Below are 24,531 nucleotides of genomic sequence, written 5' to 3' on the forward strand. Positions count from 1 at the left end.
ATACAGGGGAGTGGGTTGGGTTTATGCAGATGCTCCCTAGATACAAGAAGAACGACGGCTATTCGCTTGATGCAAAATGCGTATCAATTGCAATCGGTGATAAAAAAAACGTTATGACAACAAAATTTTGCGCTCCAAATACGTATTCAGGTAGCAATCTTATTGAAAAATATAAGGATCTAATTTTGAGAGCTAGACTTGCCAAATAAATAGGTCAGTAGAGAGAGGTGACGTACAACCTGGTGATGGCCCACGCTTCTGTGGGCGCGACCTGATCCATCTTACGTGGCGTAACGGCTACCGGGATTATGGGATTTTTCGTGCAAAGGACTTTACGACCGATCCTAACCCGCTTCTTCTTCAATCCGACTCGGACGTGGCAGCAGATTCGGGGGGTTATTTTTGGGCCATGACTAGTATTAACCGGAAAGCGGACATAGGTTCAAGAGACGAAGATGTTCGCGCCTGCTTTAGTTCGGTTGGTGGTGCAGGTGGTTTTGAAGAGCGCAAGCAGTTTTTCGGCTACGCCTATTTTATTCTTGGTGATGGAGAGAGCATGCCCACAGCGGGGGGGCTGTTGCGCCAAACGGAGGGGAATCCATGATTCGTCGCATTATCGCAACATTCGGGCTGCTCTTATGCTCGATGGCCTATGCGCAATCGGCAGCCGACGCGGCTCGTCTCCGCAGCATCGGAACCAATCGTACTTCCCCCAAAGTGGAAGCGCAATGCGGCATGTCATTGCGTACTCCAGCTTTGAAAAGCGTCTCTGATCAAATAATCGGGTTCGGTTGCACCAGTTCATATAAGAACGGTGGCCATGCCGTCATGGAAATGGGCTTTGGCTACGATCCGAACTTCGACCCCCGCGGGGGCGATTACGTTGCCTTCGTCGTCGAAGAGATCGGTATCGAAAAGAAATTGGCCGCTAGAGGCGATAGCATATTTCGAAAGAAACCCGGTGATAGCCTGCCGACCCTGGAAACGGGTGCAACATTCAAAGAGTCGAACTGCAACGATCCCGTGATAAAAACTCAGGTAACTCCCGTCCGGGGCGGCAACTGGCACGGCTGGGTCGCTGAGGAAACCTTTGCCAAAGCGCGTGGACGATGCAAGCCAGAGAAGGAATACACATCACGCTACCGCTGCATTCGTGCCATGGTTGGCAACGATAAGATGACCGCCCAATTAGATGGCGTGTGTCTGCTACGGAAGCGCGAGCTTAGCCTGGAAAATGGATTCAGCTACGACCTATTTATGGAAATGCTTGGGACGATTCGTTTCATGGAGGAGTAACTACATAAGTCGGTCGTATATGGAATTTACGCTAAGCAAGCTTGCTGACAATGCTTGGAAATGCCAGTGGGCGGGTACGAGTAAGCCTACGGCGGGGGCTGTTGCGCCAAACGAAGGAGGATGAATGATTCGTCGCATTATCGCAGCGTGTGGGCTGCTCCTATACTCGATGGCCTATGCGCAATCGGCAGCCGACGCGGCTCGTCTCCGCAGCATCGGAACCAATCGTACTTCTCCCAAAGTGGAGGAGCAATGTGGCATGTCATTGCGTACTCCAGCTTTGAAAAGCGTCTCTGATCAAGTGATTGGGTTCGGGTGCACAAGTTCATATAAAAACAAAGATTATTCCATCATGGAGATGGATTTTCAATACGATCCGAACTTCAACCCCCGTGGGGGTGATAGCGTTGCCTTCATCGTCGAAGGGATCGGTATAGAGAGAAAATTATCCGATAAACGCTTCAGTATATTTCGATTGAAACCCGGTGATAGCCTGCCGACCCTGGTAAAGGGTGCGGCATACGAAGAATCAAACTGCAATGATCCGGTGATAAAAACTCAGGTAACCCCTATCAAGGGCAGCAACTGGCACGGCTGGATTGCTGAGGAAACCTTCTCTAAAGCGCGTGGACGCTGCAAGCCAGTGAAGGAGTACACATCACGTTACCGCTGTGTTCACGTCATGGTTGGCAACGAAAAAATGACGGCCCAATCAAGTGGTGTTTGCCTGCTGCGCAAGCGCGAGCTTAGCCTGGAAAATGGCTTCAGCTACGACCTATTTATGGAAATGCTTGGGACGCTCCGTTTCATGGAGGAGTAAATGCATAAGTCGATCGTACATAGAATTTACGCTAAGCAAGCTTGCCGACAATGTTTGGAAATACCTGCGGGCGGGTACGAGTAAGCCTACGGCGGGGGCTGTTTCGCAAAAACGGAGGAGGATCAATGATTTGTCGCATTATCGCCGCATTCGGGCTGATCATAGGCTCGATGGCCCATGCCCAATCGGCATCCGAAGCGGCTCATCTCGGCAGCATAGGAACCATTCGTACTTCCCCCGAAGTGGAGGCGCAATGTGGTATGTCATTGCATACACCAGATTTTAAAAATGTCGCTAATCAGACGATTGGGTTCGAGTGTGCCGGTTCATATAAAAACACTCGTTATGCCGTCATGGCGATGGGTTTTGAATACAATCGAGACATCGACCCACGTGGGGGTGATAGAATTAATTTCTTTATCGAAGAGATTGGCATAAAAAAAAAGATTGCCGCTAGAGGTAACAGCACATTCAGATTTAAACCCGGGAGTAGAATGCCGACCTTGTCGGCGATTTCAGTATACAAAAAATCAAACTGCAATGATCCGGTGATAAAAACTCGGGTAACCCCTATTCAGGGTGGAAACTGGCACGGCTGGATTGCTGAGGAGACCTTCGTCAAAGCGCATGGACGTTGCCGGCCGGCGAAGGAATACACATCACGCTACCGCTGCGTTCATGCCATGGTTGGCAACGAAAGAATGACGGCCCGATTAGATGGCGTGTGTCTGCTAGGCAAGCGTGAGCTCAGCCTGGAAAATGGATTCAGCTACGACCTTTTTATGAAAATGATTGGGACGCTCCGTTTCATGGAGGAGTAACTGCACAAGTCGGGCGTATTCGGAATTTATGCCAAGCAATTTTGGAAAAACCTGTCGGCGGGCAATTTCGCCTCCTGGTCCCCTGATCCGCTTTTGTCCGGTGGGTGGTGCGGGTAGTTTTCCGGAACGTCGGCAGTGTTTGGGCTACGCCTACTTATTCCTGGTGATGGAGCGAGTCTGCCAACGGCGGGGTGGCTATCGTGTCAAGCGGAGGAGGATCCATGATTTGTCGAATCATCGCAGCATCCGGGTTGATCATATTATGCTCGCTAGCCCATGCCCAATCGGCAGCCGATGCGGCTCGTCTCCGCAGCATCGGAACCATTCGCACTTCCCCCGAGGTGGAAGCGCAATGTGGAATATCATTTTATGTTCCGGCTTTGAAAAGCGTCGATGATAATATGATTGATATTAGATGTAGCGGTTTATATAAATTTGAGGGCCGTGCGAACATGGAAATGTATTATAGATACAATGCTAACGAAAATTCTAACGTAATAAATTCTTTTGATTTTTTCATCGAAGATGTTGCTATCGAGCATAATTTTATAGCAAGAGGCATTAGCGTTTTTCAATTAAAACCGGGCGATCGTATGCCGACCTTGTCAGAGGATGCGGCACAGCAAAGATCAAATTGCAATGATCCAGTGATAAAAACTAGGGTAACCCCCATCAAGGGCGGGAACTGGCGCGGATGGGTTGCTGAGGAAACCTTTGCAGAGACGCCTGGGAGTTGCGTGCGAGAGAAGAGATACACATCACACTATCGCTGCATTAGAGTCATGATTGGCAACGACAAAATGACGGCCCATTTGGATTCCGTATGTCTGCTACGCAAACGCGAGCTTAGCCTGGAAAATGGATTCAGTTACGACCTATTTATGGAAATGCTCGGGACGCTCCGTTTCATGGAGGAGTGACGCTAGAAGTTAGGTTGGGTGAACTGAATTGATATTTAAAAGAGCACGTATCATTTGCCGATTGCCGTGGCTGTTCTATGCGGAAAATCTATGTGCCACATTTCGACGGAGTGAAACATGCGATCTCCCATTCGCGTTGGTGATGCATTGGAAAACGGCGGTTCGGTAACAACCGCCTCGTCGGACATGATGTTCATGGGCAGGCTTCTGGCGTGCCAGGGTGACGAGGCGCACTGTGCGCGGCATGGGAGGACGACGATTGCCGAGGGCAATGTCTCGTTTCCCGGCAAAGGCGGCAGGGCGGTCGCGATGCACCATCACCGCTGCGCGTGCGGCTGCCGGCTGCTTTCGTCGCTGCAAAACGTGAGCATCGCTTGACGATGGCGGTGGATCTGTCGGCGGTGGGCTTGCCGAGTGCGTACCCCACGAACAAGCCGCGCCTTGTGCCGTGGCTTATCGGCTGGGTGTTGTGCTGCGGGATTGGTGGCGCGGCAGCGCTGTTGTTGTGGCCGGCAGGCGCGCCGGCGCGCGGTCCGTGGTTCTGGTTCAGCGTGGTGGGCCTGCCCAATGGCTTGTTCCTTTTCACGCTTGGCATTGCGCGTGCCGGATATGAGGCGATCTGGTTCCGGGCGCATTACCGGAACATGCACCGGCGCAAATGGCTGAGTCAGCGCGTGCGCCATGCGCAGCAGCCATTGCAGGTGCTCGGTATCGGGTATTGCCTGCCGCTCAGGGGCGAGCCGCTTTCGGCTGCCCTTGTCGGGACGAGGATCTTGATGGAGGCGCAGTCGCCGCGCACTGGTACCGGAACGATCGTGCATGGCCGGTTTGCGGATGACGATCCGCTGTTTGCGCAAGCGGCAGCGGAAGCGGACGACGAGGAGCCGGCGCCGCCGACGGATGAAGACATGGCGCAGGCTGCCGGGCAGCAGCCGAGCGTTGCGCCTGCGCCCGCGCGTGAAGAGATTGCGCCTGTCGTGCGGATGCTTGCCCAGACCCTCGGCACGCTCGGCCCAAGCCTGCATGCATTGTCGCAGTACGGCGCGCTTTACGCCCCCGCCGTGCGGGTGCTGGCTTCTGCCGGGGGCGCCGATATTGGTGTGCAACAGGTTCGCCACGCCCTGCGGATTGCAGGGTTGCCTGCGCTTGAGTGCATCGCGGTGCCGGCCAGCACTGGCCTGCTCGTTGCCGACGCGTGGCTCGACGCTGGCGAGAAGCGGCCGCTGCTGGTGATCGCCGCGCAGTGGCACGATGCGCCGCCCGCTGGCAGTACCGAAGGCGGCGTCGCCGTACTGCTTGGTCCCGGTGTGTTTCTGCTACCTGAGCCGGTCAGGGTCGTGGCGACCCTGCACCGGCCCGTTGCAGGCGGGCTGGATGCGCTCGCCGATGTGCTGGCGAACGCCGTGATGTGGGGCAACGCCGAAGCCCCGGCCGTCAATCCCGCCTGGATCAGCGGGCTGGATGCCTCGCACGATACGGCTCTGCTGTCCGCGCTCGGCGGGGCTTCGCTGAGCGGCGTCACTATGCTGGAAACGCAGCGCCGGCCCGATAGCCTCGTCGGTTGCGCGGGTGCCGCGGGCGGCTGGCTGTCGATCGCCGCCGCCGTTGAGTCGGCAAGTGCGGGCCCGCACCTGATCGTTCACACGCCCGGGCACACACAAACCGCGCAGGCCGCCATCCTCTACGTGAGCCCAGCAACCGAGCCCGCAACCGACCCCGCCAAGCCGCATGACGAATCCAACGAATAACCTCAAGGCACTCGCACCGCGCGAGGCATCCTCCGGCGCATCCGGCACCCTGGCCACCTGGGGGCTGGTGATGGCTGCGGTCGCGTTGGCCGCACTCGCGCTCGGTCTGGTCTGGCTCAGGGGCGATCAGTTCAATGTGCCGACGCTGGACGGCAAAAAAACGGCCTCGATCTGGATTCTCGCCGTACTGGCTGGGGTCTTGATCCTGCATCCCGTGGCACTGGGGCTGGGCGCATACAGCGTGGCAGGCCGGCTTTTCCGCCGGGAAGCCGGCAGCCAGCCGGAGGCCATCAAGGCCAGCTCCGCGCTCAAGCGCGATGCGCGTTTGCAGTACCTGTGCGAAGACCTGCGTGCCGCGCACGGCTGGTTCTGGCGCTACCGGCTGCCGTGGCTGCTGGTGAGCGGCAGCGATACGCTGGTCGATACCGTGGCCCCCGGCCTCAGGCAGGCGGGTGTGATGCATGTCGCCGATGCCATCCTCGTGCATGCGGCGCCCGATGGCATCGATGCTGGGCTGTGGCGCAAACAGGTCAGGCAATTGAGACGCCGGCGACCGGTCGACGGCTTGGTGCAGGTGGTACGCACGGGTGAGGGCATCCGGCCCGACGCCGAGCTTGGGCGCACGCTCTCGACCATCGCAACCGACTTCGGGTGGGCGGCGCCCGTGACGTTCCTGCATGCGGTGCTGACGACCGGCCGCCAACCCGAGACGTTCCAGGCCATCGGCGCCTTCCTGTCGGGTTCAAGCCGCCGTCGGGCCCAGGGGCCTGCCAATGCGCTGAACGACCAGCTGACGACGCTCGAGCTGCACACGGGGACGATTGGCGTGCAACTGTGCTACGAGCCGACGCGCATGCCGTACCTCACGCAGGTATCGCAGTACATCGGCGGGCAACGCGAGCGGATCGTGGCCAGTTGGGATGCGTTGATGGCCTCGAAGTGGCTTTGCGCGCCACTGCAAGGCGTGATGTTCGCGCCGGTGTTTGCCGCGAGCCAGCCAGGTGCGGTACCGGTTCTGACGCCGGCCATGGCCGCGTCGGCCGAGGCGGCCGGGCCTGGCGTGCCCGGCATGGCGCAGCGCGCGCAGCCGGCCTCGCTACTGCCCACGTGGCAGGAGATCGGTCGCAGCCTGCGCCGGCAGCGCGGCAGGCGCATCGGTTTTTACTGGCCGAACGCGCTCGCCGCGCTCGTCACCGTGGCAGCGATCGGCTGGTGCGTGGCGATGGCAATCTCGTTTGCAGGCAACCTGCGACTCGTCGGGCAGGCGCGGGCGAGCGCCGATGCAGCCGTCGCGCCCGCGCCCGGCAGCCCGGCGGCCTTGCGCGCGCAACTCGCGCTGCAGCAGCGCATCGAGATGCTGGAGTACCGGCGCGAGCATGGCGCGCCGTGGCATCTGCGTGCGGGCCTGAACCGCAATGACGCGATTCTCGATGACCTGTGGCAGTCGTACAGGACGGTCGCCGAGCGCAACCTGCAGCGCCCGGTCGTGCAGACCCTGGGGGCCACGCTCACGGATCTCGCGCAGACTCGCGCCGATGCGCTGCAGAGCCACGACGCGCAGCGGCGCGGCTATGACGCGCTCAAGGGGTACCTGATGCTGGCCGAGCCGCGCCGCACCGATCCCGCGTTCCTGACGGAGCTGATCGTCTCCGCGTGGCCGGCACCGGCTGTGATGCCGGCCGGCGAGTGGCTGGACACGTCGCAGCGGCTCGCCGGCTTCTACGCGGCCCACCTGGGCGCGCACCCGGAATGGCGCATCAGCGCGTCCGGCGCCATCGTGGCGCAGGCGCGCAACACACTCGTCAACCAGATCGGCCTGGCTAACGCCGACGACGCCATCTACCAGAACGTGCTGGATGACGCGTGGGGCAAGTACGCGGATGGATCGCTCGCGACGCTGCTCAACGGCACGGACGCGCGTGGGCTCTTCACCACGACGCGCACGGTGCCGGGCGTCTTCACGCGCGCAGCGTGGGACGGCATGCTTGCCGAGTCGATCGACAAGGCCGCTAGCGAACGGCGCGTGCATGGCGACTGGGTGCTGTCGGAGGGTGGTCCGGCGCAGTCAGCGGACGCGGCCGTCGCGCAGGCAGCCGTGACGGCTGGCGCACTGCCTGAACAACACGCCACCGACGATCTCAAGGCGCGGCTGACCCAGCGCTATTTCGCGGAATACACGGCCGCATGGCAGGGCATGCTCAACAGCATCCAGTGGCAGCCGGCGGCGAACCTGAACGATGCGATCGACCAGCTCACCCGGCTGACGGACGGGCAGACGTCACCGCTGGTCGCGCTGATGCGGTCCATGCAGTATCAGGCGCAGGCGGGTCGTCCGTCGCAGGCGCTGACCGACACGTTGGTGCGCAAGGCGCAAAGCCTGATCGGCAGCGACGACAGGGCCCAAGCCCAGGCCCCCGTCATCCATCCTCTGGACAAGCCATTCGGGCCGTTGCTTGCGCTGATGGGCGACGGTGGCGGCAGCACCAGCGCTGGCAGCGGCGCAGGTCACGGCGGGAATGCCGCCAGCGCCACCACGACGCTGAGCGGGGTGAGCCTCGCGCGCTACCTGACCGTCGCCGCCACGATGCGCCTGAAGCTCCAGCAGGTGGCGGCGAGTCCCGATGCGCAGGCGATGGCCCGCTCGCTTGCGCAGGCCGTGTTCCAGGGAAAGCTCTCGGAGCTCGCGCAGGCAAAGGATGACGCTGCGCTCACCGCCGCGAGCCTGGGCACGCAATGGTCCGGCTTTGGCGACGCGCTGTTTGCGCGACCGCTCGACACGGCCTGGCAGACCATCCTGCACCCGGCCGCCGCGAGCCTGAACGAAGCGTGGCGCGCGAGCGTCGCTGCACCGTTTACGACCACCTTCAGTGGCCGCTATCCGTTCTTCGATACGAATGCCGATGCGTCGTTCGCCGAACTGGGGCGCTATGCGCGTCCCGACACGGGACTGATCGCGCGTTTCATCACGACGCAGCTAGCCGGCGTGCTCAAGCCGCAAGGCGACCAGTGGGTGCCCAACGAACTGGCGCCGCAGGCGTTGCAGTTCGATCCGGCGTTCCTCGCCGCGATCCGGCAACTGTCCACGCTTGGCGCCCAGATGTACGTGCAGGGCGACGCGGGATACCGTTTCGAGATGATGGCATTGCCAACGCCGGACGTAACGCGCTCGACGCTGTCCGTCGACGGCAAGCAGATCGTCTACTTCAATCAGAGCGAAGCGTATACGCCGCTCGCGTGGCCCGGCGATGGCCTGAACGGCCACGCGGGCCTGACGTGGCAGACGATCAACGCCGGCACGCGCCAGGCGTTCACATCGACTGGCGACTGGGCTTTCCTGCGTCTGCTGGCGCAGGCCGATGTCACGCCGCTCGACAGCACGCGCTATGCACTCACGTGGAAGGCGTTGGACAAGGATGTGCACGGCGAGCCGCTGCGCTACGTGCTGCGCACGCAGGTGGGCGCGGGTCCGCTGGATCTGCTCAAGCTGCGTGGCTTCAGGATGCCAGAGCGCATCTTTATCGTCGGCAAGGCCGGGACGGCGCCGGTTCTGCCTCCTTTGCGACCGGAGATGACACCATGAGTGACGAAGACAATCTGCTGCTGAAATATTACGACGCGGAGATGCGCTATCTGCGCGAGGCGAGCAAGGAGTTCGCCGCGGCGCATCCCGATGCGGCGCGCCGGCTGGGCCTGACGGGCCTGGGCGAGCGCGAGGCTAGCGTGGAGCAGCTCTACCAGGGCTTTGCGTTCCTGATGGCGCGGATGCGCGCCAAGCTCGATGACGCGCTGCCCGAGATCACCGACCCGCTGATCGACAACCTGTGGCCGCACGCCGGGCGCACGATTCCGTCGCTGGCGATCCTGGAATGCGTGCCGCGCGCGGGCGAGGCACGCGTGCTCGGCACGCTGCCAGCGGGCACTCAGGTGCGCTCCAGCCCGGTCGGCCCCGAGGGCACCGTATGCGCGTACCGCACCACCCAGCCTGTGCGCCTGCTGCCGCTTGAGCTGGTGGAGGCAGGCCCCGCGGTGCGCGCCGACGGCCGCACGGTGATCCGCATCGCGTTCAAACTGCTGCATTTCGACCAGCGTCCGCTTGGTGACCTGGCGCGCATCCGCTTGTACCTGCATGGCGACCGGCCGACCGCCTCGGCGTTGTATGCGGCGTTGACGCGCCAGGTCGATGCGATTGCGGTGCGCATGGCGCGCATCCATGATGGGCGCCCGCAGCCGCTGCCGCGCATGACGATCGAAGCGGCGGGCTTCGGTCCCGGGACGCGGCTCTGGCCGTCTGACAACGAGCCGCGCGCCCTGGAACTGGATCGCGAGCAGACGATGCTCGAGTACTTCACGTTCCCCGAGAAATTCCATTTCGTGGACCTGTGCGGCTTCGATGCGGCGAGCGTGCCTGCGGGCGAGACACGTATCGAATTCGAGGTCCTGCTCAACGGGCCGCTCGCCGGCGGCGTCGCGTTTGGCGCCAGCAGCCTCCGGCTCTTCTGCACACCGGTGATCAACCTGTTCGAGATCGATGCGCAGCCGCTGCAGCCCAACGCGCATGATCGCGAATACCTGGTGCGCGCGCCGGACGCCGACGGCGCGCACATAGAGCCTTACGATGCGCTGTCGGTTGCCGCTACCGACCTGAACAGCGCGGAGCAGCACGACTACCGGCCCTTCAAGACGTTCCGCCACCGCGGTGGCATGCTGCGGCACGAGGCGCCCGAACGCTACTTCCATGCGTCGCTGGGCTTTGGTGTGACCGGTGGCCGCCAGATGTGGATCACGTTGGGTGGCAATGTATGGGATAGCGTCGGGGACAACGTCGGGGACGTCCCCGCCAGGCCGCCCGATAAGCACGTGAAAGTGCGCGTGCTGGCGAACAACGGCACGTTGCCGCGCACGGCGCTGCGCGAGTCGACGATCACCACGCTTGCATCGAGCGCGGGGGACGTCGGCAGCGTTCGCAACCTGACGCAACCCACGCTGCCGCTCTATCCGCCGAGCGGCGGGCAATACGGGTGGCAGGTCATGTCGCACTTCTCCGGTCACGAGTTCGACACACTGGACACGGATGTGCTGCGCGGCGTGCTTGCGCTGTACGACTGGACCGGGCTGGACGACAACGCGAAGCGCATCGCGGCGATCCGGCGCGTCGGGATCGACCAACAGGGCGTCGTGCGCAAAGGTCGCATGCTGCGGCAGTTCGCCATTCATGTGGAGATTGATCCGGCGGCCTTCGCTGGCCCAGGCGACGTGGTGCTGTTTGGGGACGTGCTGAGCCGGTTCGTGGGGCGCTACGCCAGTCATCGCTATTCGGTGCGGCTCGTGCTGGTCGCGAACGGCAAGGAGACGGCGTATCCCGCCACCGAATTCACCGGCTCGGAGTTCTGATGGCAGTGAAACACAGGGTGCACGTGACGCATGGGACGTACCTGACGCACGTGACATTGCGACGGGTGCGGCGATCCGCGGTTTCGCTGGGGCTGGCGGGGATGGTCGCGCTGCTAGCCGGTTGCGGTGCCTGGCAGTCGGTCAAGGACACGACGGTGGAGGCGGCGAGTGCGGTTTTCGTCGCGAAGGTCAAGCAGATGAACCTCGAGATCGTGAGCCGCGGCGCGCTTAACCAGGATGAGCGTGGCGTGTCGTTGCCGGTCGTGGTGCGTATCTACCAGTTGAAGGACGCCAAGGCGTTCGAGACGGCCACCTACGCGCAACTGCTCGCAGGTGCCGGCGACCCCCTGAAAACGGATATCCTCGGCAGCACGGAAGCAACGCTTGGCCCCACCGCAATGGTCGGGCTGTCCGAGCCGATGGCTGATGATGCGCAATACGTCGGCGTCGTGGCGTTTTTCCGTGAGCAGTCGGGCGCCGAATGGCAACTGGTGATTCCGAAGGCGCGATGGAAGAAGGGCGATCCGGTGAAGCTCACCGTCACGGACAACCGGCTCGAACTGGAGCCAAGACATTGAACGCTTCGAAGCTGATCCGGTTTCAGCCTGCCTCGACATGCTGGCCAAACTCCTCCAGCAGGCTTGCGCGATGCTCGTCCAGCCCGGGCGAGCGCCGGAAGTGGCTCGCGCCTGCCTGGCCGCCGATCTTGATCGGGTTGCCGGCCAGGGTGATCGGGCGGTCTTCGCCGATGCTGGCTTGCAGCAGCATGCCGCGCGCTTGCACGTGCGGGTCCTGCACGATGTCGGCCACGCTTTGCAGCGGGCCGTGCGGCACGCCGGCGGCTTCCAGCGTGGCCGACCAGGTGGCGCTGTCCGCATCAGCCAGGCGCGCTTCCATGCCAGTCTTGAGTTCGGCGTGGTGCTGGTTGCGCGCCACCACGGTGGCAAAGCGCGGGTCGGCCGCCAGCTCCGGCAGGCTGAGCGCGGCGCAGAGTTTCTGGAACAAGGTGTCGTTGCCCGCTGCAATCACGATGAAGCCGTCAGCGGTCTTGAACATGTCGAACGGCGTGATGGAGGGATGGCGCGTGCCCAGCGGCGCGGGCACGGCGCCGGTGGCGGAGTGCCGCGCGATGGCGTTTTCCAGCAGCGCGACCTGGCAATCGAGCATGCCGATATCGACGCGTTCGCCAAGCCCTGTGCGGCTGCGCTTGAGCAGCGCGGACTGAATGCCAATGGCGGCATAGAGTCCCGCGCCAAGGTCGCCGATGGACACGCCGACCCGCACCGGGTCGCCGCCGGTCTGGCCGGTCACGCTCATCAGGCCGCCCATTGCCTGCACCACCATGTCGTAGGCGGGCCGGTCGCGGTAGGGGCCGGTCTGGCCGAAGCCGGAGATCGAGGCATAGACCAGGCGCGGATTGGCGGCGTGCAAGGCTTCCCATGTAAAGCCGAGTTTTTCCATCACGCCGGCACGGAAGTTTTCCACCAGCACATCGGCGCCGGCGATCATCGCCGCCAGCACTTCACGGTCGCGCGGGGATTTCAGGTCGAGCGCGATGGATTCCTTGTTGCGGTTGACCGAGGCGAAGTACGCCGACTCGCCATCCACGAACGGGCCGACATGCCGGGAGTCGTCACCGCCCGCGGGGTTCTCGATCTTGATCACGCGCGCGCCGAGGTCGGCCAGCATCATGGTGCAGTAGGGACCGGCCAGCACACGGGTCAGGTCTACCACGGTAAAGCCCGCGAGCGGGAGGTTTGCGGCATTGCGATTCATGGAAATCCTTTTGGGCCGGGAGGCCCCGGGTACATCGAACGAGTGCGGGAAGGGCGTGCGGCTCAGTCGATCCTGGCGCCGCTGCTCAGCGTCAGGTCTGCCACGGTCTTGCCTTCGCGCTGCGCGAACTGCCGGAACTCCGCGGGCGATGCGGACGGCGAGACTTCCTCGCCGCGGCTGGCCAGCCTGGCCCGCAATTCCGGCTTGGCCAGTGCCCTGGCGGAAGCGGCGAAGAGCTTCTCGATCACGGCGGGCGGCGTTTGCGCCGGGGCAAACAGGCCATACCAGTTGGTCACGTCGTAGCCTTTGATGCCGGCTTCGGCGACGGTCGGATAGTTCGGCAGCACGGAAGAGCGCTTGGCGGAGGTGACGGCAATGCCGACCACCTTGCCGGTATCGATCATGGCCTGCACGGAAGCTGGCGTGGCAAAGGTGAATTGCGCATCGCCGGCGGCCACCGCCTGCGCGGACGGCGCGCCGCCCTTGTAGGGCACGTGGGTAAGCTGCACGCCGGCCAGCCTGGTGAACTGCACGCCGGCCAGGTGCGTGATCACGCCGTTGCCGGAGGACGAGTAGTTGAGCGCGCCGGGGTGCTGGCGGGCTTTTGCCAGCAGGCTGGCCACGCTGGTGATGCCGGATTCCTTGTTGGCCGCCAGCAGCAGCGGCGAGACGGTCAGCCGCGTGATGGGCGCAAAGTCCGTGGGCTCGTAGCGGATGTTCTTGTAGAGCACCTTGTCGCCGCCCATCAGGCTGGCCGAGGCGATATACAGCGTGTAGCCATCGGCCGGCGCCTTGGCCACGGTCTCGGCGGCAATGGTGGTGCCCGCGCCAGGCTTGTTGTCGACGATAACCGGCTGCCCGAGTTCCTTGGAGAGCGCGTCGCCATACAGCCGCGCCACGTTGTCGGCGCCGCCGCCAGCGGGAAAGCCGATCACCACGCGGATCGGCTTGATCGGGAAGGCGTCCGCCGCCAGCGCGGGGCCGGCCAGAGCGGATGCGGATGCTAGCAGGAACAGCAGGGTGGGGTGCCGCTTTGTCATCGTTGTCTCCGGGTTTTGTTTCTTGCGTACCGTGTTCAGTCTTCTGTCTTCTGTCTTCTGTCTTCTGTCTTCTGTCTTCTGTCTTCTGTCTTCCGCTTTCTGCTTTGCGCGGCGCGCCTACCTGCCGGTGAATACCGCGGCGCGTTTCTCGCGCCAGGCGGCTGCGCCCTCGCACAAATCCGCCGACGCTCCGGCCCGCGCGATCTCGCGTTCCAGCGCGGCCGTGTCCAGCGCGCCGCGCGCGATCTGGTTCAGGGCCTGCTTCATGCCCAGCAGGGCAATGGGCGCCATGCCGGCGAGCGTGGCGCTGAGCGCATCGACACGCTGCGCCAGGGTGTCGGCCGCGACGATCTCGGTCAGGAAGCCCACCTTGAGCATTTCATTCGCATCGAGCCGGTCAGCCGTCAGGAAGAGGCGCTTGGCGGTGTCCACGCCCAGCCGGCTGACATAGCGCTCCAGCCCGCCCCGGTAGAAATGCAGGCCGAGCCTGGCCGCTGGCATGAACATGTCGCAGTGGGGCACGCCCACGCGGAAGTCGCAGGCCAGGCACAGATCCGTGGCGCCGCCATAGACGCCGCCATTGACCGCCGCGATGGTGACCGGGCGAGCGGCTTCGATCAGGTCGATCATCTCGCCGAAGGCCGGCGCCCCCGCCTCGTCAGCGTTAGCCAGCGCGCCGATGTCGTAGCCGCTGCAGAAATACTTGCCGGTACCGGTGAAGCGCAGAACCAAAACACGCTCCATCGCATTGATGGAGTTGATATGCTCGCGAAGTACCAGCAAATCACGCGGACTTAGCCGATTCGCCACTTCGGGGCGTTCAAAGGTGATGGTTGCAACGCTTCCATCGATGCTGAGCCGGGGTTCGCCGTGTATTTGCATATAAGATTGATATTTAGATATATTGAGATGGATTTTAGATATGCCAAAGGAAGCATCAAATCGAGGTTTACCCGTGCAGTCACTCCAGGACCGGATCCGGGAGGCGATTGAGGAAGAGATTCACGCCGGCAAGCTGAAGCCCGGATCGCAGCTGGACGAGCGTGCGCTGGCCGAGCAATTCGACAGTTCGCGCACGCCGGTGCGGGAGGCATTGCTGATGCTGGCGGCGCAAGGCCTGGTGACGATCGTGCCGCGCGCGGGGATCTTCGTGCACAAGCCAACCGTGGCCGAACTGGTGGCAATGTTCGAGACGCTGGCTGAGATGGAGGGCGTGGTGGCCCGGCTGGCAACGCAGCGCATTAGCGAGGCGGGCAGGGCGGCGCTGTCGTTGGCGTTCGAGCATGGCCGGGCCTTTGTGGAGGCGGCCGATACGCCGGGCTATGTGGACGCCAACCGTGATTTCCACGACGTGCTCTATCAGGCGACAGCCAACCCGTATCTGGCTGAGCAGATTCGCATGCTGCGGCGGCGGCTGGCGATCTACTGGCGCCATCGCGGACTCATCAACCCCGCTCGCGTGCCGAGTTCCTTCCAGGAGCATGGCGTGATCGTGGCGGCGGTGCTGGCGGGCGACGCGGACGCGGCGGCCGCCGCGATGCGCGCCCATCTTTCGGCGGGTGGCAAGGCCGTCGCCGATCTGGTGCTGCTGGCGCAGGACGCTTATGACGAGCCGGCCGCCGCCGCGGGAGGGCGCTGAGCCAACCACGCCGCACCGAACGCGCTGGCGCGCCAACTGGTAGCATCGCAGACGGCTTGTCTGGCGCCCAGGGGTGCCCGGTAACATCTGGTCAAGGGGGCGGCGGCGCTGCCTCCGCTTCTCAACGCTGTTTTCCCGAGTCTCCCGCTTCGTGTCCGCCGAACCCTATTTCTACGAGCCCGCCAACGGGCATGGCCTGCCGCATGATCCCTTCAACGCCATCGTCGGGCCGCGCCCGATCGGCTGGATTTCGTCGCGAGCTGGCGATGGGATCGTCAATCTCGCGCCCTATAGCTTCTTCAACGCCTTCAACTACACGCCGCCCATCGTGGGTTTTTCCAGCATTGGCTACAAGGACAGCGTGCGCAATATCGAGCAGACCCGCGAGTTCTGCTGGAACCTGGCCACGCGGCCGCTGGCCGACGCCATGAACGCGAGCTGCGCGGCCGTGCCGCCGGAGGTCGACGAGTTCGAGCTGGCAGGACTCACGCCGGTAGCGTCGCGCCTGGTCGCGGTGCCGCGGGTGGCGCAAAGCCCGGTCTCGTTCGAGTGCAAGCTCACCCAGCTGATCCAGCTCGAGGGCGTCGATGGCCATCAGGTGCCGACCTGGCTGGTGCTGGGCGAGGTGGTCGGCGTGCACGTGGACAAGGCGCTGTTGAAGGACGGCATCTATGACACTGCCGCGGCCCGGCCGATCCTGCGCGGCGGCGGGCCGGCCGACTACTTCGAGATCGGGCCCGAGGCGCTGTTCCGCATGCGGCGCCCGCGCTGAGCGCTTCCTCGACGCCTTCTCGGCGTCGATGGCGGATTCCAGGCCGGCGGATTGCCGGTTTTTTCACGCCTGCAGATTTTCCTTGACAGACAGACCTGTCTACTAAAATAATGTAGACAGGTCTGTATCATTATGGATTCGCCGAATGCGCTGCAGGCCGCCTTTTTTCAATGCATTGCTGTCACAGCCAGGAGAAGTCGATGCCGTCCAACCCCGAAATCCGCCCGCCCGTGCCCCCGTTCACCCGTGAAACCGCCATCCAGAAAGTACGCGGCGCCGAAGACGGCTGGAACAGCCGCGACCCCGAGCGTGTGGCGCTTGCCTACACCGTCGACAGCGCGTGGCGCAACCGCGCGGAGTTCGTGAACGGGCGCGAGGCCATCGTCGGCTTCCTGGCGCGAAAGTGGCAGAAGGAGCTGGACTACCGCCTGATCAAGGAACTGTGGGCTTTCGACGGCAACCGCATCGCGGTACGGTTTGCGTACGAGTGGCATGACGATTCGGGCAACTGGTATCGCTCCTACGGCAACGAGAACTGGGAGTTCAACGAAGCCGGCCTGATGCAGCGGCGCTTTGCGTGCATCAACGATGCGCCGATCAAGGCGTCCGAGCGCAAGTTCTTCTGGCCCCTGGGGCGCCGGCCGGACGACCACGCCAGCCTGAGCGATCTTGGCCTTTAGAGGCCATTTCAACCTCTTAGAGGCCATTTCAAAAAGATTCTGGCGTCGTTGCGCGGCCTTGCCGTACCAGTTGTACTGTCTGCGGCCGCGCGCCTAGCCAGAACCGCTTCGCTTCATTTTGAAACAGCCTCTTAGTCCGCATGGCCCGATCAGGGATAATCGCCCCACTTTTTGCAGCAAGGAACACTTCAGCCATGGCCACGCCTTCCGCCCGCGAGCGCATCCTGGATACCGCAGCCCGCCTGTTCTACCAGGACGGGCTGCGCGCGACCGGCATCGACAAGATCATCGCCGAGTCCGGCGTGGCCAAGATGTCCCTGTACCGGCATTTCGCCTCAAAGAACGAACTGATCGCGGCCTTCCTCGACCGGCGCCACGAGAGCTGGATGCGCTGGTTCGAGCAGGACGTGGAAGCCCGCTTTGCCGCCAGCCCCGGACTGGAGGTCATCGCGCAAGCGCTGGCCGACTGGTTTTCCGACGAGGATTTTCGCGGTTGCGCGTTTATCAATGCGGTGGCGGAGGCGGGCGCTTCCGGCGAAGGCACTCAGGTGGCGCAATCCGTGGCGCACAAGGCGGAACTGGCGGCCTTTATCGCTTCGCTGGCCAGGCGGCTTGGCCTGCCGGAGCCCGATGCCATTGCCGAAGAGGCAATGCTCTGCGTGGAGGGCATGATCGTGCGGTACCAGATGACGGCCGATCCGGGCGTGGTCGATGCAGGACGGCGCTTGCTGCGCCGGTTGCAGCAAGTGCGTTGAGGGCGGGGGGGCGTAAAGCCCATCTCGGGGCGGCTGTTACAGCGGCGCAGGCTGTGTCTGGGGTGCCTGCGCTGGCTGAGTTGACTGTGCTGGCGCGGCGGGCTTCTTGTCGTTCGTTCCGCTGTAGGCGAAGTACCTGGCCTTGGCGCCCTTGGCCCAATATGCCAGGGTGAACTGCTTGCTGTCGCGCGCGTAGAGCATCTCGAGGCTGCCGTTAGCTGCCTCCCACGCGGCGTAGCCGTTCTCGGCACCGGGCTCGGTCTTGCGCTTGGACTCGTAGCGGGCGTCGAGCTTCTTGCTGACGTCATCCAGCACGGACCGATCGAACGTCAGCGTGACGAGCGCCACCGCGTCGCCCGCGTCGCAGTTCACGATCGCGCGGGTCAGGCCCGGCAGATTGAAACGTTCAAGGTGCTTGAGCTCCACCGTGTCCCCGCCGGCCCACGGCGTGGTGCCTGTCTTGACGCGATTCGGGCCGGGCGTCATCCGCGCGCACTTGGTCTTGCCAAGCTCAAGGCCGAGGGGGGCCGCGTCCTTGCCGGGTGGTTGTGCCTGGGCGGCGATCGACGCGAACAGGAGGGCGGCGAGGAGGGGGCGCTTCTTCATCATGGTTTTGGCGAGATTCGACATCTCGAAACGAACATGAGAGAGATTTTAAGGCCTGCCGCCGCGAGGACATGCAATTGCGCGTTTTGCCCCAGTCTGTTGAGCAAGCTTTGACGCGGCCCGGCTGGTAGCCGGCTTGCACTAGCCGGATCAGGTCGGCGCGGACGTCGGCACGGGTGAGTGGCGCCTGCTCGCTTTGCGCGAAGGACAGGGCTGGTGCTGCCAATGCCGGCTTAGCGCTATGGTGCCACGGCAGTGCTTTGCCAGCCGCCGCCCAGTGCCTTGACCAGCATCACGCTCGCGATCAACTGGCGTCGGTGCACCAGCTCGGCGGCCCGTTCGCTGGCAAGCGCGGTGCTCTCCAGCACGCTGACATCCAGGTAGGCGACCGCGCCCTTGCGGTAGCGGTCCAGCCCCAGCGCCAGGGCGCGCTTGGACGCCTCGGTGGCGGCTTGCTGGCTGGTGGCCTCTTCCTGTAGCGCATGCAGCGCGGCAAAGTTGTCTTCCACCTCCTGGAAGCCGCGCAGCACGCTTGCGCGATAGTCGGCGGCACTGGCATCGAACTGGGCGCGCGCGCTGTCGGCCACCGCCTGGCGGCGGCCACCGTCGAACAGCGTGGCGGCCAGTGCCGGGCCGATCGCCCAGAAGCGGCTCGGCGCGGTCAGCCAGCTGGCCAGGCTGGTGCTCTCCAGGCCGCCACCGACGGCGAGCAGCAGGCTCGGGAAAAACGCGGCGCGAGCCACGCCGACCTGTGCATTGGCAGCTGCCACGCGGCGTTCGGCGGCGGCAATGTCGGGGCGGCGCTCCAGGAGCTGCGAGGGCAGGGCGGCCGGCATGGCCGGCAGGGTAGGCAGCACGGCGGTATCGGCCAGTGGCGGCAGCGAGAAGCGCGCCACGGGCTCGCCCAGGAGCGTGGCGATGGCATGCTCCAGCTGTGTGCGGGTCAGGCGCAGGTCGGCTAGCTGCGCCCTGGTGCTTTCGAGCTGTGCCTTGGCTTGCGCCACGTCGCCTTCGGTGGCGATGCCGCCACGGTAGCGGTTGTTGGCCAGTTGCAGGACCGTGCCGTAGGCGTCGACGGTGCGCCTGAGCAGATCGATCTCCCGGTCGGCCGAACGCAGGCCGAAGTAGTCGGCGGCCAGTTCGGCCTGCAGGCCGAGGCGCACCGCCGCCACGTCGTCCGCACTGGCCTGGGCGCGCGCCTGGGCGGCATCCACGCCATTGCCGATGCGTCCCCGCAGGTCGGGTTCCCAGGAGGCGGTGAGCCCCAGCAGGTGGTCTGGCTCGGTCTTGCCGGCCAGCGAGCGGCCAACCACATTGGCCGAGGTATGGCTGCTGCTGGCGCTCAGCCCGGCGCTGATGGTGGGAAAGTAAGCCGCATGCGCGGCCCGGGCCTGGGCACGGGCGTCTTCCAGCAGGGCCACGGCCTTGCGCAGCGTCTGGCTGGAAACGTCGATGCGGGCTTCGAGCGCGTTGAGCGGCGCGTCGGCATACACGCGCCACCAGTCGGGCGCGATGCCCGCCGGGCCGCCAGGATGCGCGGCGCTGGCGCCGGCTTCCTTGTAGGCGGCGGGCGTGTCGACCGTGGGTGGCTGGTAGGCCGGCGCGGTGGCGCAGCCTGTCAGCAGCATTGCCAGTGCCAAGGCGACGAGCGGCGCCGCCAGCCGGTGTGGCCGGGCTGCAGGCACGCGGGTTTGATGAGAACGCTTGGGAGTCTGCATGGCGGGCCTACTTTGCCTGGCTGGCCGTGGTTGCCGGCTGGGTGGCCGGCGTGGCCGGCGTGGCCGGTATATCGGGCGCATCCGCCGCCACCCGGACCCGATCGCCCGCCAGCAGGCCGTCGCCGGGGTTGACCACCACCTGCTCGCCGCCCTGCAAGCCCTCCGTGATCTCCACATGCGAGCCAAAGTCTCGGCCCAGCGTTACCAGCCGGATCGACAGCATGCCGTTCGCGCCCACCACGGCCACGCAGGTGCCTTGCGGGCGGAACATCAACGTGTTGGCAGGCAGGGTCAGGCCGGCCCTTGCCTGCGGCGCGCTGAGGTGGACCTCCGCATAGGCGCCCGGCAGGATCCGTCCCCCCGCATTGTCCACGTCCAGCTCCACGCGCAGGCTGCGCGTGACGTTGTCGATGGCGCCGGCATTGCGCGCCACGGCAGCGGCAAAGCGCTGGCCGGGGAACTGCGGCAGTGTCAGCCATGCCTGCATCTGCGGGCCGACCATGCCGCTTGCGTCCTGCGGCACCTGCACATACACACGCAGCCGCGTGCCGGCCGAGAGATGGAACAACTCCCGGCCGGGTCCGCCGGCGCTGCCGGCATCGATCAGCGCGCCGGTGTCCACGTTGCGCGCGGTCACCACACCGTCGAAGGGCGCGCGGATCTGCGTGTACGAGGCGAGCTGCGCCAGCCGTGCCGTGTTGGAGCGGGCGGAGGCGAGCGTGGCGGCCTTGGCCTGCATGTCGGCCACTTTCTGGTCGGTGTCCTGCTGCGCCACCGAGCGGGATTTGAGCAGGTCTTGCCAGCGCTCGGCGGTGCTTTTGGCCAGCGCGTAGTTGGCCGCGGCGATGGCTTCGTCGGCGTGTGCTTGCCGCAGCTGGTCGCTGACCTCGGGCGCGTCGATCTCTGCCAGCAACTGGCCTTGCTTGACCGGGGTGCCGATGTCGGCGTACCAACGGCGCAGGTAGCCGTTGACGCGCGCATAGACAGGTGCGTCCTGGAAGGCGCGCACGTCGCCTGGCAAGGTCAGCGCCTGCAGCGCTGGCGTGCTGGCAGGCCGCACCGTCGAGACGGTGGTGGCCAGGGCTTCGGCGGTGCGCGCGGCCAGCGTGGCATGGGCATGCAGCCTGGGCAGGACGCCGGCGGCCAGCGCGCCGCCAAGCACTGCCAGTACCAGCAAGCTGGCTCGCAGGCGGCGCGTGCGCGCGGGTGCCATGCCTGGGGCGGCGGCGTCGCCGGATGGGGACATGGGGGGAGCAGGGAGAGTCATGCCGGGCCTTTCTGGTCGAGACCGAGAGCGGGATGCAATTCAGGGACGGGGATGGGGGCCGGCGCACGAGCGGCAAGCCACCGGTGCAGCAGCGCAAACAGGGTGGGCACCAGCACCAGCGTGGCGACGGTGCCGCAGGCCAGCCCGCCGATCACGGCGCGGCCGAGCGGGGCGTTCTGCGCGCCGGCATCGCCCGCGCCAAGCGCCATCGGGATCATGCCGATCAGCATGGCCAGTGCGGTCATCACCACTGGACGGAAGCGCCCGATGCCGGCCTGCAGCGCCGCCTCGAGGGGCGCCATGCCCGCCGCGCGCAGTTCGCGCGCCAGGCTGATCACCAGGATGCTGTTGGCGGTGGCGATGCCGATGCACATGATGGCCCCGGTCAGCGCCGGTACGCTGATGGTGGTGCGCGTGACAAACAGCATCCACGCCATGCCCGCCAGCGCGCCCGGCAGGCCGCCGATGATGGCCAGCGGGTCAAGCCAGGACTGGAAGTTCACCACCATCAGCAGATACACCAGCACTACCGCAATCGCCAGGCCGCTAAGCAGCCCCGCGAAAGAGGCGTGCATGGTCTGCACCTGTCCACGCACCACCAGCTCGGAGCCGGGCGGCAGTGTCTTGCGCGCGGCATCGACGATGCGGCCGAGGTCGCCCGCCACCGCACCAAGATCGCGCCCGCGCACCGAACCGAAAATGTCGATCACAGGCTGCACGTTGTAGTGCGACACCACGCCTTGCTGGCTGGAGCGCTCCACGTTGCCGAGCGAGCCGAGCAGGTCGCCGCCGCTGCCGGAGCCCGGCGTGGCGGCGCCAAGTCCCATTGGAATGTTGGACAGCGACTGCAGCGAGCCCATGGCGGACTGCGGCACCGACACCATCAGCGGATAGCTCACGCCGTTGCGCGGATTGAGCCAGAAGTTGGGTGAGGTCTGGCCGCTGCCGGAGAGTGAAATCAGCAGGTTCTGCGCCACCTCGCGTTGCGATAGCCCGGCCTGCAGTGCGCGGGTGCGGTCCACATTCACCGTCAGCGCAGGCTGGTCGTCCGGCTGCTGGATATGCACATCGGCCAGCCCCGGCACCGCGCGCAACTGGCCGAGCAGCTTCTGCGCCACCTCGCGATTGGCTGCCAGCTGGTTGCCCACCACCTGGATATCGATCGGCGCTGGCAGCCCGAAATTCAGGATCTGGCTGACGATATCGGCCGGCAGGAAGGAGAAGCTCACGCCGGGGAATGCCTTGGGCAGCAAGCTGCCGAGCTGGTCCACGTAGCCTGCCGTGGCGCTGTGGCCGGGCTTCAGGGACACCAGGATCTCGGCGTCCGACGTGCCGATCGGCAGCGCTGAGTCATAGGTCAGGTTGATGCCGCTGACAGGCAGGCCGATGTTGTCGATGATCCCGGCCACCTGGTCCGAGCCGATGGCCGCGCGGATGCGGTTCTCCACCGCATCGGCGATGCGCGCGGTTTCCTCGATGCGGGTGCCCGTGCGTGCGCGCATGTGCAGGCGGATCTCGCCGCTGTCCACGCTGGGGAAGAAATCCTGCCCCAGGAAGGGCACCAGCGCCATCGATGCGGCGCAGCAGGCCAGGAAGGCCGCGGCCAGCCGCCTGGGGTGGCGCAGTGCTGCAGCGAGGGTAGCGGCGTAGCGCGTGCGGACGCCTTCGAACACGTGTTCAAAGCGCGCCTGCAGCCGTGCGCAGGCGCGGCGCAAGCGGCTTGGGCCGCGCGCTTGCACGGCGTCGTTGTGTTCGTCGTTGCGTTCGCCACGCAGCAGGTAATGCGCCAGCGTAGGAATCAGCGTGCGCGAGAAGAAGTAGGACGCCGCCATGGCGAACACCACGGCCTCGGCCATCGGCACGAACAGGTAACGCGCCACGCCGGTGAGCAGGAACATCGGCAGGAACACGATGCAGATCGACAGCGTGGATACCAGCGTGGGCACGGCGATCTGCGCCGACCCTTCCAGGATCGCCTGCTCCAGCGGCTTGCCCAGCTCGCGGTGGTGGGTGATGTTCTCGATGGCTACGGTGGCGTCGTCCACCAGCACGCCCACCGCCAGCGCCAGCCCGCCCAGCGTCATGATATTGAGCGTCTCGCCGAGCGCGCTGAGCGCCATCAGCGCGGCCAGCACAGAGAGCGGGATCGAGATCGCGATGATCAGCGTGGCGCGCCAGCTGCCCAGGAACAGCAAGATCATCGCGGCGGTCAGGCAGGCGGCGATCAGCGCTTCGTGCAGCACGCCGTGGATGGCGGAGGTAACAAAGACCGACTGGTCCGACACCGGCTGCACCCGCAGCGAAGACGGCAGCCCGGCCATGATGCGCGGCAGCATGGCCTTGATCTGGGCGATGATGGACAGCGTGGAGGTGTTGCCGCTTTTCTCGATCTCCAGCAGCGCGGCGCGCTTGCCGTCGCGGCGCACCACGTTGGTCTGCGGCGCGTAGCCGTCGCGCACCTGGGCCACGTCGCGCACATAGACCGTGCCGCCGGGGCTGCTCTTGACAGGCAGGTTGTTGAGGCCGGCCACGGTGGCCGTGCTGCCGTTCAGGTCGACCCGGTATTCGAGCGCGCCGATCTTGGCGGTGCCTCCGGGCAGCACCAGGTTTTGCGCATTGATGGCGTTGACCACGTCCAGTGGCGCCAGGCCGCGTGCCTGCAGCGCGCGCGTATCGAGATCCACCATCACCTGGCGCACCTTGCCGCCGTAAGGCAGCGGCACCGACGCGCCTTGCACCGTAGCCAGTTGCGTGCGGATGAAGTTGTTGCCCAGGTCGTAAAGCTGCTGCTCGGGCAGTTGGTCGCTGGCCAGCGCCAGCCGCAGGATCGGCACGGTGGAGGCGCTGTAGCTCAGGATCAGCGGCGGCGTGGTGCCCGGCGGCATGTTGCGCAGCATCGATTGCGCGCCCGACGAGGTCTCGGCAATCGCGCGGTTGATGTCGGCGCCGGGGTGGAAGAAGATCTTGATCACCGCCACCCCGGCGAGCGACTGCGACTCGATATGCTCGATATCATCCACGCTGTTGGTCAGCGAGCGTTCGTAGCCGGTGACGATGCGCCGCGCCATGTCCTCGGCGGACAGGCCGTTGTAGGTCCACACCACGCTGACCACCGGGATGTCGATGGCCGGAAAGATATCGGTGGGCGTGCGCAGCAGCACCAGCGGGGCGGCCAGCAGCAAGCACAACGCCAGCACCACAAAGGTGTAGGGGCGGCTCAGCGCGAGCCTGACAATCCACATGGTGTGCACTCCGGGATGCGGGGGTGGGGGCCGCGACGGC

General features: G+C 64.7%; 22 protein-coding genes and 1 pseudogene. 15 read left to right on the top strand and 8 right to left on the bottom strand.

The window, feature by feature from the left end:
* From AC1RWI_RS26605 to tssJ, 11 genes are all read left to right on the top strand, one after another.
* Window positions 1–209, top strand: a 209-nt coding sequence (locus AC1RWI_RS26605) for a hypothetical protein (RefSeq protein ID WP_492869801.1), incomplete at its 5' end; no start/stop codon positions are given.
* Window positions 210–409: 200 nt separating this feature from the next.
* Window positions 410–604, top strand: a complete 195-nt coding sequence (locus tag AC1RWI_RS26610) for a hypothetical protein (RefSeq protein WP_492869802.1) — start codon at window positions 410–412, stop codon at window positions 602–604.
* Entirely contained in the window at window positions 601–1,296 is a 696-nt protein-coding gene (locus AC1RWI_RS26615) for a hypothetical protein (RefSeq protein WP_492869803.1), read from the top strand. The genes AC1RWI_RS26610 and AC1RWI_RS26615 overlap by 4 nt, the downstream gene beginning before the upstream one ends.
* Window positions 1,297–1,420: 124 nt before the next feature.
* Window positions 1,421–2,116, top strand: a complete 696-nt coding sequence (locus AC1RWI_RS26620; protein WP_492869804.1) for a hypothetical protein — start codon at window positions 1,421–1,423, stop codon at window positions 2,114–2,116.
* Window positions 2,117–2,241: 125 nt separating this feature from the next.
* A complete protein-coding gene (locus tag AC1RWI_RS26625; RefSeq protein WP_492869805.1) occupies window positions 2,242–2,937 on the top strand; it encodes a hypothetical protein in 696 nt (231 codons plus the stop codon).
* A 221-nt stretch (window positions 2,938–3,158) separates the two neighbouring features.
* Window positions 3,159–3,857, top strand: coding sequence for a hypothetical protein (locus AC1RWI_RS26630; protein WP_492869806.1), 699 nt, complete (start codon window positions 3,159–3,161; stop codon window positions 3,855–3,857).
* A 117-nt stretch (window positions 3,858–3,974) separates the two neighbouring features.
* A complete protein-coding gene (locus tag AC1RWI_RS26635; protein WP_492869807.1) occupies window positions 3,975–4,235 on the top strand; it encodes a PAAR domain-containing protein in 261 nt (86 codons plus the stop codon).
* Window positions 4,187–5,605: a hypothetical protein gene (locus AC1RWI_RS26640; RefSeq protein WP_492869808.1), complete on the top strand. Its 1,419-nt coding sequence runs from the start codon at window positions 4,187–4,189 to the stop codon at window positions 5,603–5,605. The genes AC1RWI_RS26635 and AC1RWI_RS26640 overlap by 49 nt, the downstream gene beginning before the upstream one ends.
* Window positions 5,586–9,185: an ImcF-related family protein gene (locus AC1RWI_RS26645; RefSeq protein ID WP_492869809.1), complete on the top strand. Its 3,600-nt coding sequence runs from the start codon at window positions 5,586–5,588 to the stop codon at window positions 9,183–9,185. The genes AC1RWI_RS26640 and AC1RWI_RS26645 overlap by 20 nt, the downstream gene beginning before the upstream one ends.
* Entirely contained in the window at window positions 9,182–10,996 is a 1,815-nt protein-coding gene (tssF, locus tag AC1RWI_RS26650) for a type VI secretion system baseplate subunit TssF (protein ID WP_492869810.1), read from the top strand. Before AC1RWI_RS26645 ends, tssF begins: the two co-directional genes overlap by 4 nt.
* Window positions 10,996–11,574, top strand: coding sequence for a type VI secretion system lipoprotein TssJ (tssJ, locus tag AC1RWI_RS26655; protein WP_492869811.1), 579 nt, complete (start codon window positions 10,996–10,998; stop codon window positions 11,572–11,574). Before tssF ends, tssJ begins: the two co-directional genes overlap by 1 nt.
* Window positions 11,575–11,596: 22 nt before the next feature.
* Here tssJ and AC1RWI_RS26660 read toward each other — a convergent pair whose 3' ends face one another.
* The 3 genes from AC1RWI_RS26660 to AC1RWI_RS26670 form a co-directional block, all read right to left on the bottom strand.
* Entirely contained in the window at window positions 11,597–12,772 is a 1,176-nt protein-coding gene (locus AC1RWI_RS26660) for a CaiB/BaiF CoA transferase family protein (protein ID WP_492869812.1), read from the bottom strand.
* 62 nt (window positions 12,773–12,834) lie between these two features.
* Window positions 12,835–13,812: a Bug family tripartite tricarboxylate transporter substrate binding protein gene (locus AC1RWI_RS26665; RefSeq protein WP_052495103.1), complete on the bottom strand. Its 978-nt coding sequence runs from the start codon at window positions 13,810–13,812 to the stop codon at window positions 12,835–12,837.
* 117 nt (window positions 13,813–13,929) lie between these two features.
* Window positions 13,930–14,694, bottom strand: coding sequence for an enoyl-CoA hydratase/isomerase family protein (locus AC1RWI_RS26670; RefSeq protein WP_043355804.1), 765 nt, complete (start codon window positions 14,692–14,694; stop codon window positions 13,930–13,932).
* A gap of 73 nt (window positions 14,695–14,767) precedes the next feature.
* Here AC1RWI_RS26670 and AC1RWI_RS26675 point away from each other — a divergent pair, with 73 nt between their 5' ends.
* The 4 genes from AC1RWI_RS26675 (at window position 14,768) to AC1RWI_RS26690 (ending at window position 17,658) form a co-directional block, all read left to right on the top strand.
* Entirely contained in the window at window positions 14,768–15,451 is a 684-nt protein-coding gene (locus AC1RWI_RS26675; RefSeq protein ID WP_043355802.1) for a GntR family transcriptional regulator, read from the top strand.
* A 151-nt stretch (window positions 15,452–15,602) separates the two neighbouring features.
* Complete coding sequence (locus AC1RWI_RS26680; RefSeq protein ID WP_174425016.1) at window positions 15,603–16,223, top strand: flavin reductase family protein; 621 nt, start codon at window positions 15,603–15,605, stop codon at window positions 16,221–16,223.
* A 200-nt stretch (window positions 16,224–16,423) separates the two neighbouring features.
* A complete protein-coding gene (locus AC1RWI_RS26685) occupies window positions 16,424–16,903 on the top strand; it encodes a nuclear transport factor 2 family protein (RefSeq protein WP_043355798.1) in 480 nt (159 codons plus the stop codon).
* Between the two features lie 194 nt (window positions 16,904–17,097).
* Window positions 17,098–17,658 carry a TetR/AcrR family transcriptional regulator gene (locus AC1RWI_RS26690; protein WP_492869813.1) on the top strand — a complete coding sequence of 187 codons (561 nt, stop codon included), beginning with the start codon at window positions 17,098–17,100 and terminating at the stop codon, window positions 17,656–17,658.
* 36 nt (window positions 17,659–17,694) lie between these two features.
* Here AC1RWI_RS26690 and AC1RWI_RS26695 read toward each other — a convergent pair whose 3' ends face one another.
* From AC1RWI_RS26695 to AC1RWI_RS26715, 5 genes and pseudogenes are all read right to left on the bottom strand, one after another.
* Window positions 17,695–18,288, bottom strand: coding sequence for a hypothetical protein (locus AC1RWI_RS26695; protein WP_043355795.1), 594 nt, complete (start codon window positions 18,286–18,288; stop codon window positions 17,695–17,697).
* Window positions 18,289–18,385: 97 nt separating this feature from the next.
* A pseudogene (locus AC1RWI_RS26700) lies at window positions 18,386–18,520 on the bottom strand (DUF4148 domain-containing protein); the annotation flags it as partial.
* Window positions 18,504–19,982, bottom strand: coding sequence for an efflux transporter outer membrane subunit (locus AC1RWI_RS26705; RefSeq protein WP_492869814.1), 1,479 nt, complete (start codon window positions 19,980–19,982; stop codon window positions 18,504–18,506). The gene AC1RWI_RS26705 and the pseudogene AC1RWI_RS26700, both read right to left, overlap by 17 nt.
* 7 nt (window positions 19,983–19,989) lie before the next feature.
* Entirely contained in the window at window positions 19,990–21,228 is a 1,239-nt protein-coding gene (locus AC1RWI_RS26710; protein WP_492869815.1) for an efflux RND transporter periplasmic adaptor subunit, read from the bottom strand.
* Window positions 21,229–21,245: 17 nt separating this feature from the next.
* Window positions 21,246–24,491 carry an efflux RND transporter permease subunit gene (locus AC1RWI_RS26715; RefSeq protein ID WP_492869816.1) on the bottom strand — a complete coding sequence of 1,082 codons (3,246 nt, stop codon included), beginning with the start codon at window positions 24,489–24,491 and terminating at the stop codon, window positions 21,246–21,248.
* Between the last annotated feature and the right edge of the window lie 40 nt (window positions 24,492–24,531).

The sequence above is a fragment of the Cupriavidus sp. MPR-AND1C genome (genome assembly GCF_058809705.1).

Excerpts from the sequence above, each read along its gene's own strand:
- AC1RWI_RS26705 (WP_492869814.1), bottom strand. The coding sequence starts at position 19,982 with ATGCAGACTCCCAAGCGTTCTCATCAAACCCGCGTGCCTGCAGCCCGG.
- AC1RWI_RS26625 (WP_492869805.1), top strand. The coding sequence starts at position 2,242 with ATGATTTGTCGCATTATCGCCGCATTCGGGCTGATCATAGGCTCGATG.
- AC1RWI_RS26620 (WP_492869804.1), top strand. The coding sequence starts at position 1,421 with ATGATTCGTCGCATTATCGCAGCGTGTGGGCTGCTCCTATACTCGATG.
- AC1RWI_RS26610 (WP_492869802.1), top strand. The coding sequence starts at position 410 with ATGACTAGTATTAACCGGAAAGCGGACATAGGTTCAAGAGACGAAGAT.
- AC1RWI_RS26645 (WP_492869809.1), top strand. The coding sequence starts at position 5,586 with ATGACGAATCCAACGAATAACCTCAAGGCACTCGCACCGCGCGAGGCA.
- tssF (WP_492869810.1), top strand. The coding sequence starts at position 9,182 with ATGAGTGACGAAGACAATCTGCTGCTGAAATATTACGACGCGGAGATG.
- AC1RWI_RS26685 (WP_043355798.1), top strand. The coding sequence starts at position 16,424 with ATGCCGTCCAACCCCGAAATCCGCCCGCCCGTGCCCCCGTTCACCCGT.
- AC1RWI_RS26710 (WP_492869815.1), bottom strand. The coding sequence starts at position 21,228 with ATGTCCCCATCCGGCGACGCCGCCGCCCCAGGCATGGCACCCGCGCGC.
- AC1RWI_RS26630 (WP_492869806.1), top strand. The coding sequence starts at position 3,159 with ATGATTTGTCGAATCATCGCAGCATCCGGGTTGATCATATTATGCTCG.
- AC1RWI_RS26615 (WP_492869803.1), top strand. The coding sequence starts at position 601 with ATGATTCGTCGCATTATCGCAACATTCGGGCTGCTCTTATGCTCGATG.
- tssJ (WP_492869811.1), top strand. The coding sequence starts at position 10,996 with ATGGCAGTGAAACACAGGGTGCACGTGACGCATGGGACGTACCTGACG.
- AC1RWI_RS26690 (WP_492869813.1), top strand. The coding sequence starts at position 17,098 with ATGGCCACGCCTTCCGCCCGCGAGCGCATCCTGGATACCGCAGCCCGC.
- AC1RWI_RS26635 (WP_492869807.1), top strand. The coding sequence starts at position 3,975 with ATGCGATCTCCCATTCGCGTTGGTGATGCATTGGAAAACGGCGGTTCG.
- AC1RWI_RS26715 (WP_492869816.1), bottom strand. The coding sequence starts at position 24,491 with ATGTGGATTGTCAGGCTCGCGCTGAGCCGCCCCTACACCTTTGTGGTG.
- AC1RWI_RS26660 (WP_492869812.1), bottom strand. The coding sequence starts at position 12,772 with ATGAATCGCAATGCCGCAAACCTCCCGCTCGCGGGCTTTACCGTGGTA.
- AC1RWI_RS26695 (WP_043355795.1), bottom strand. The coding sequence starts at position 18,288 with ATGTCGAATCTCGCCAAAACCATGATGAAGAAGCGCCCCCTCCTCGCC.
- AC1RWI_RS26665 (WP_052495103.1), bottom strand. The coding sequence starts at position 13,812 with ATGACAAAGCGGCACCCCACCCTGCTGTTCCTGCTAGCATCCGCATCC.
- AC1RWI_RS26670 (WP_043355804.1), bottom strand. The coding sequence starts at position 14,694 with ATGCAAATACACGGCGAACCCCGGCTCAGCATCGATGGAAGCGTTGCA.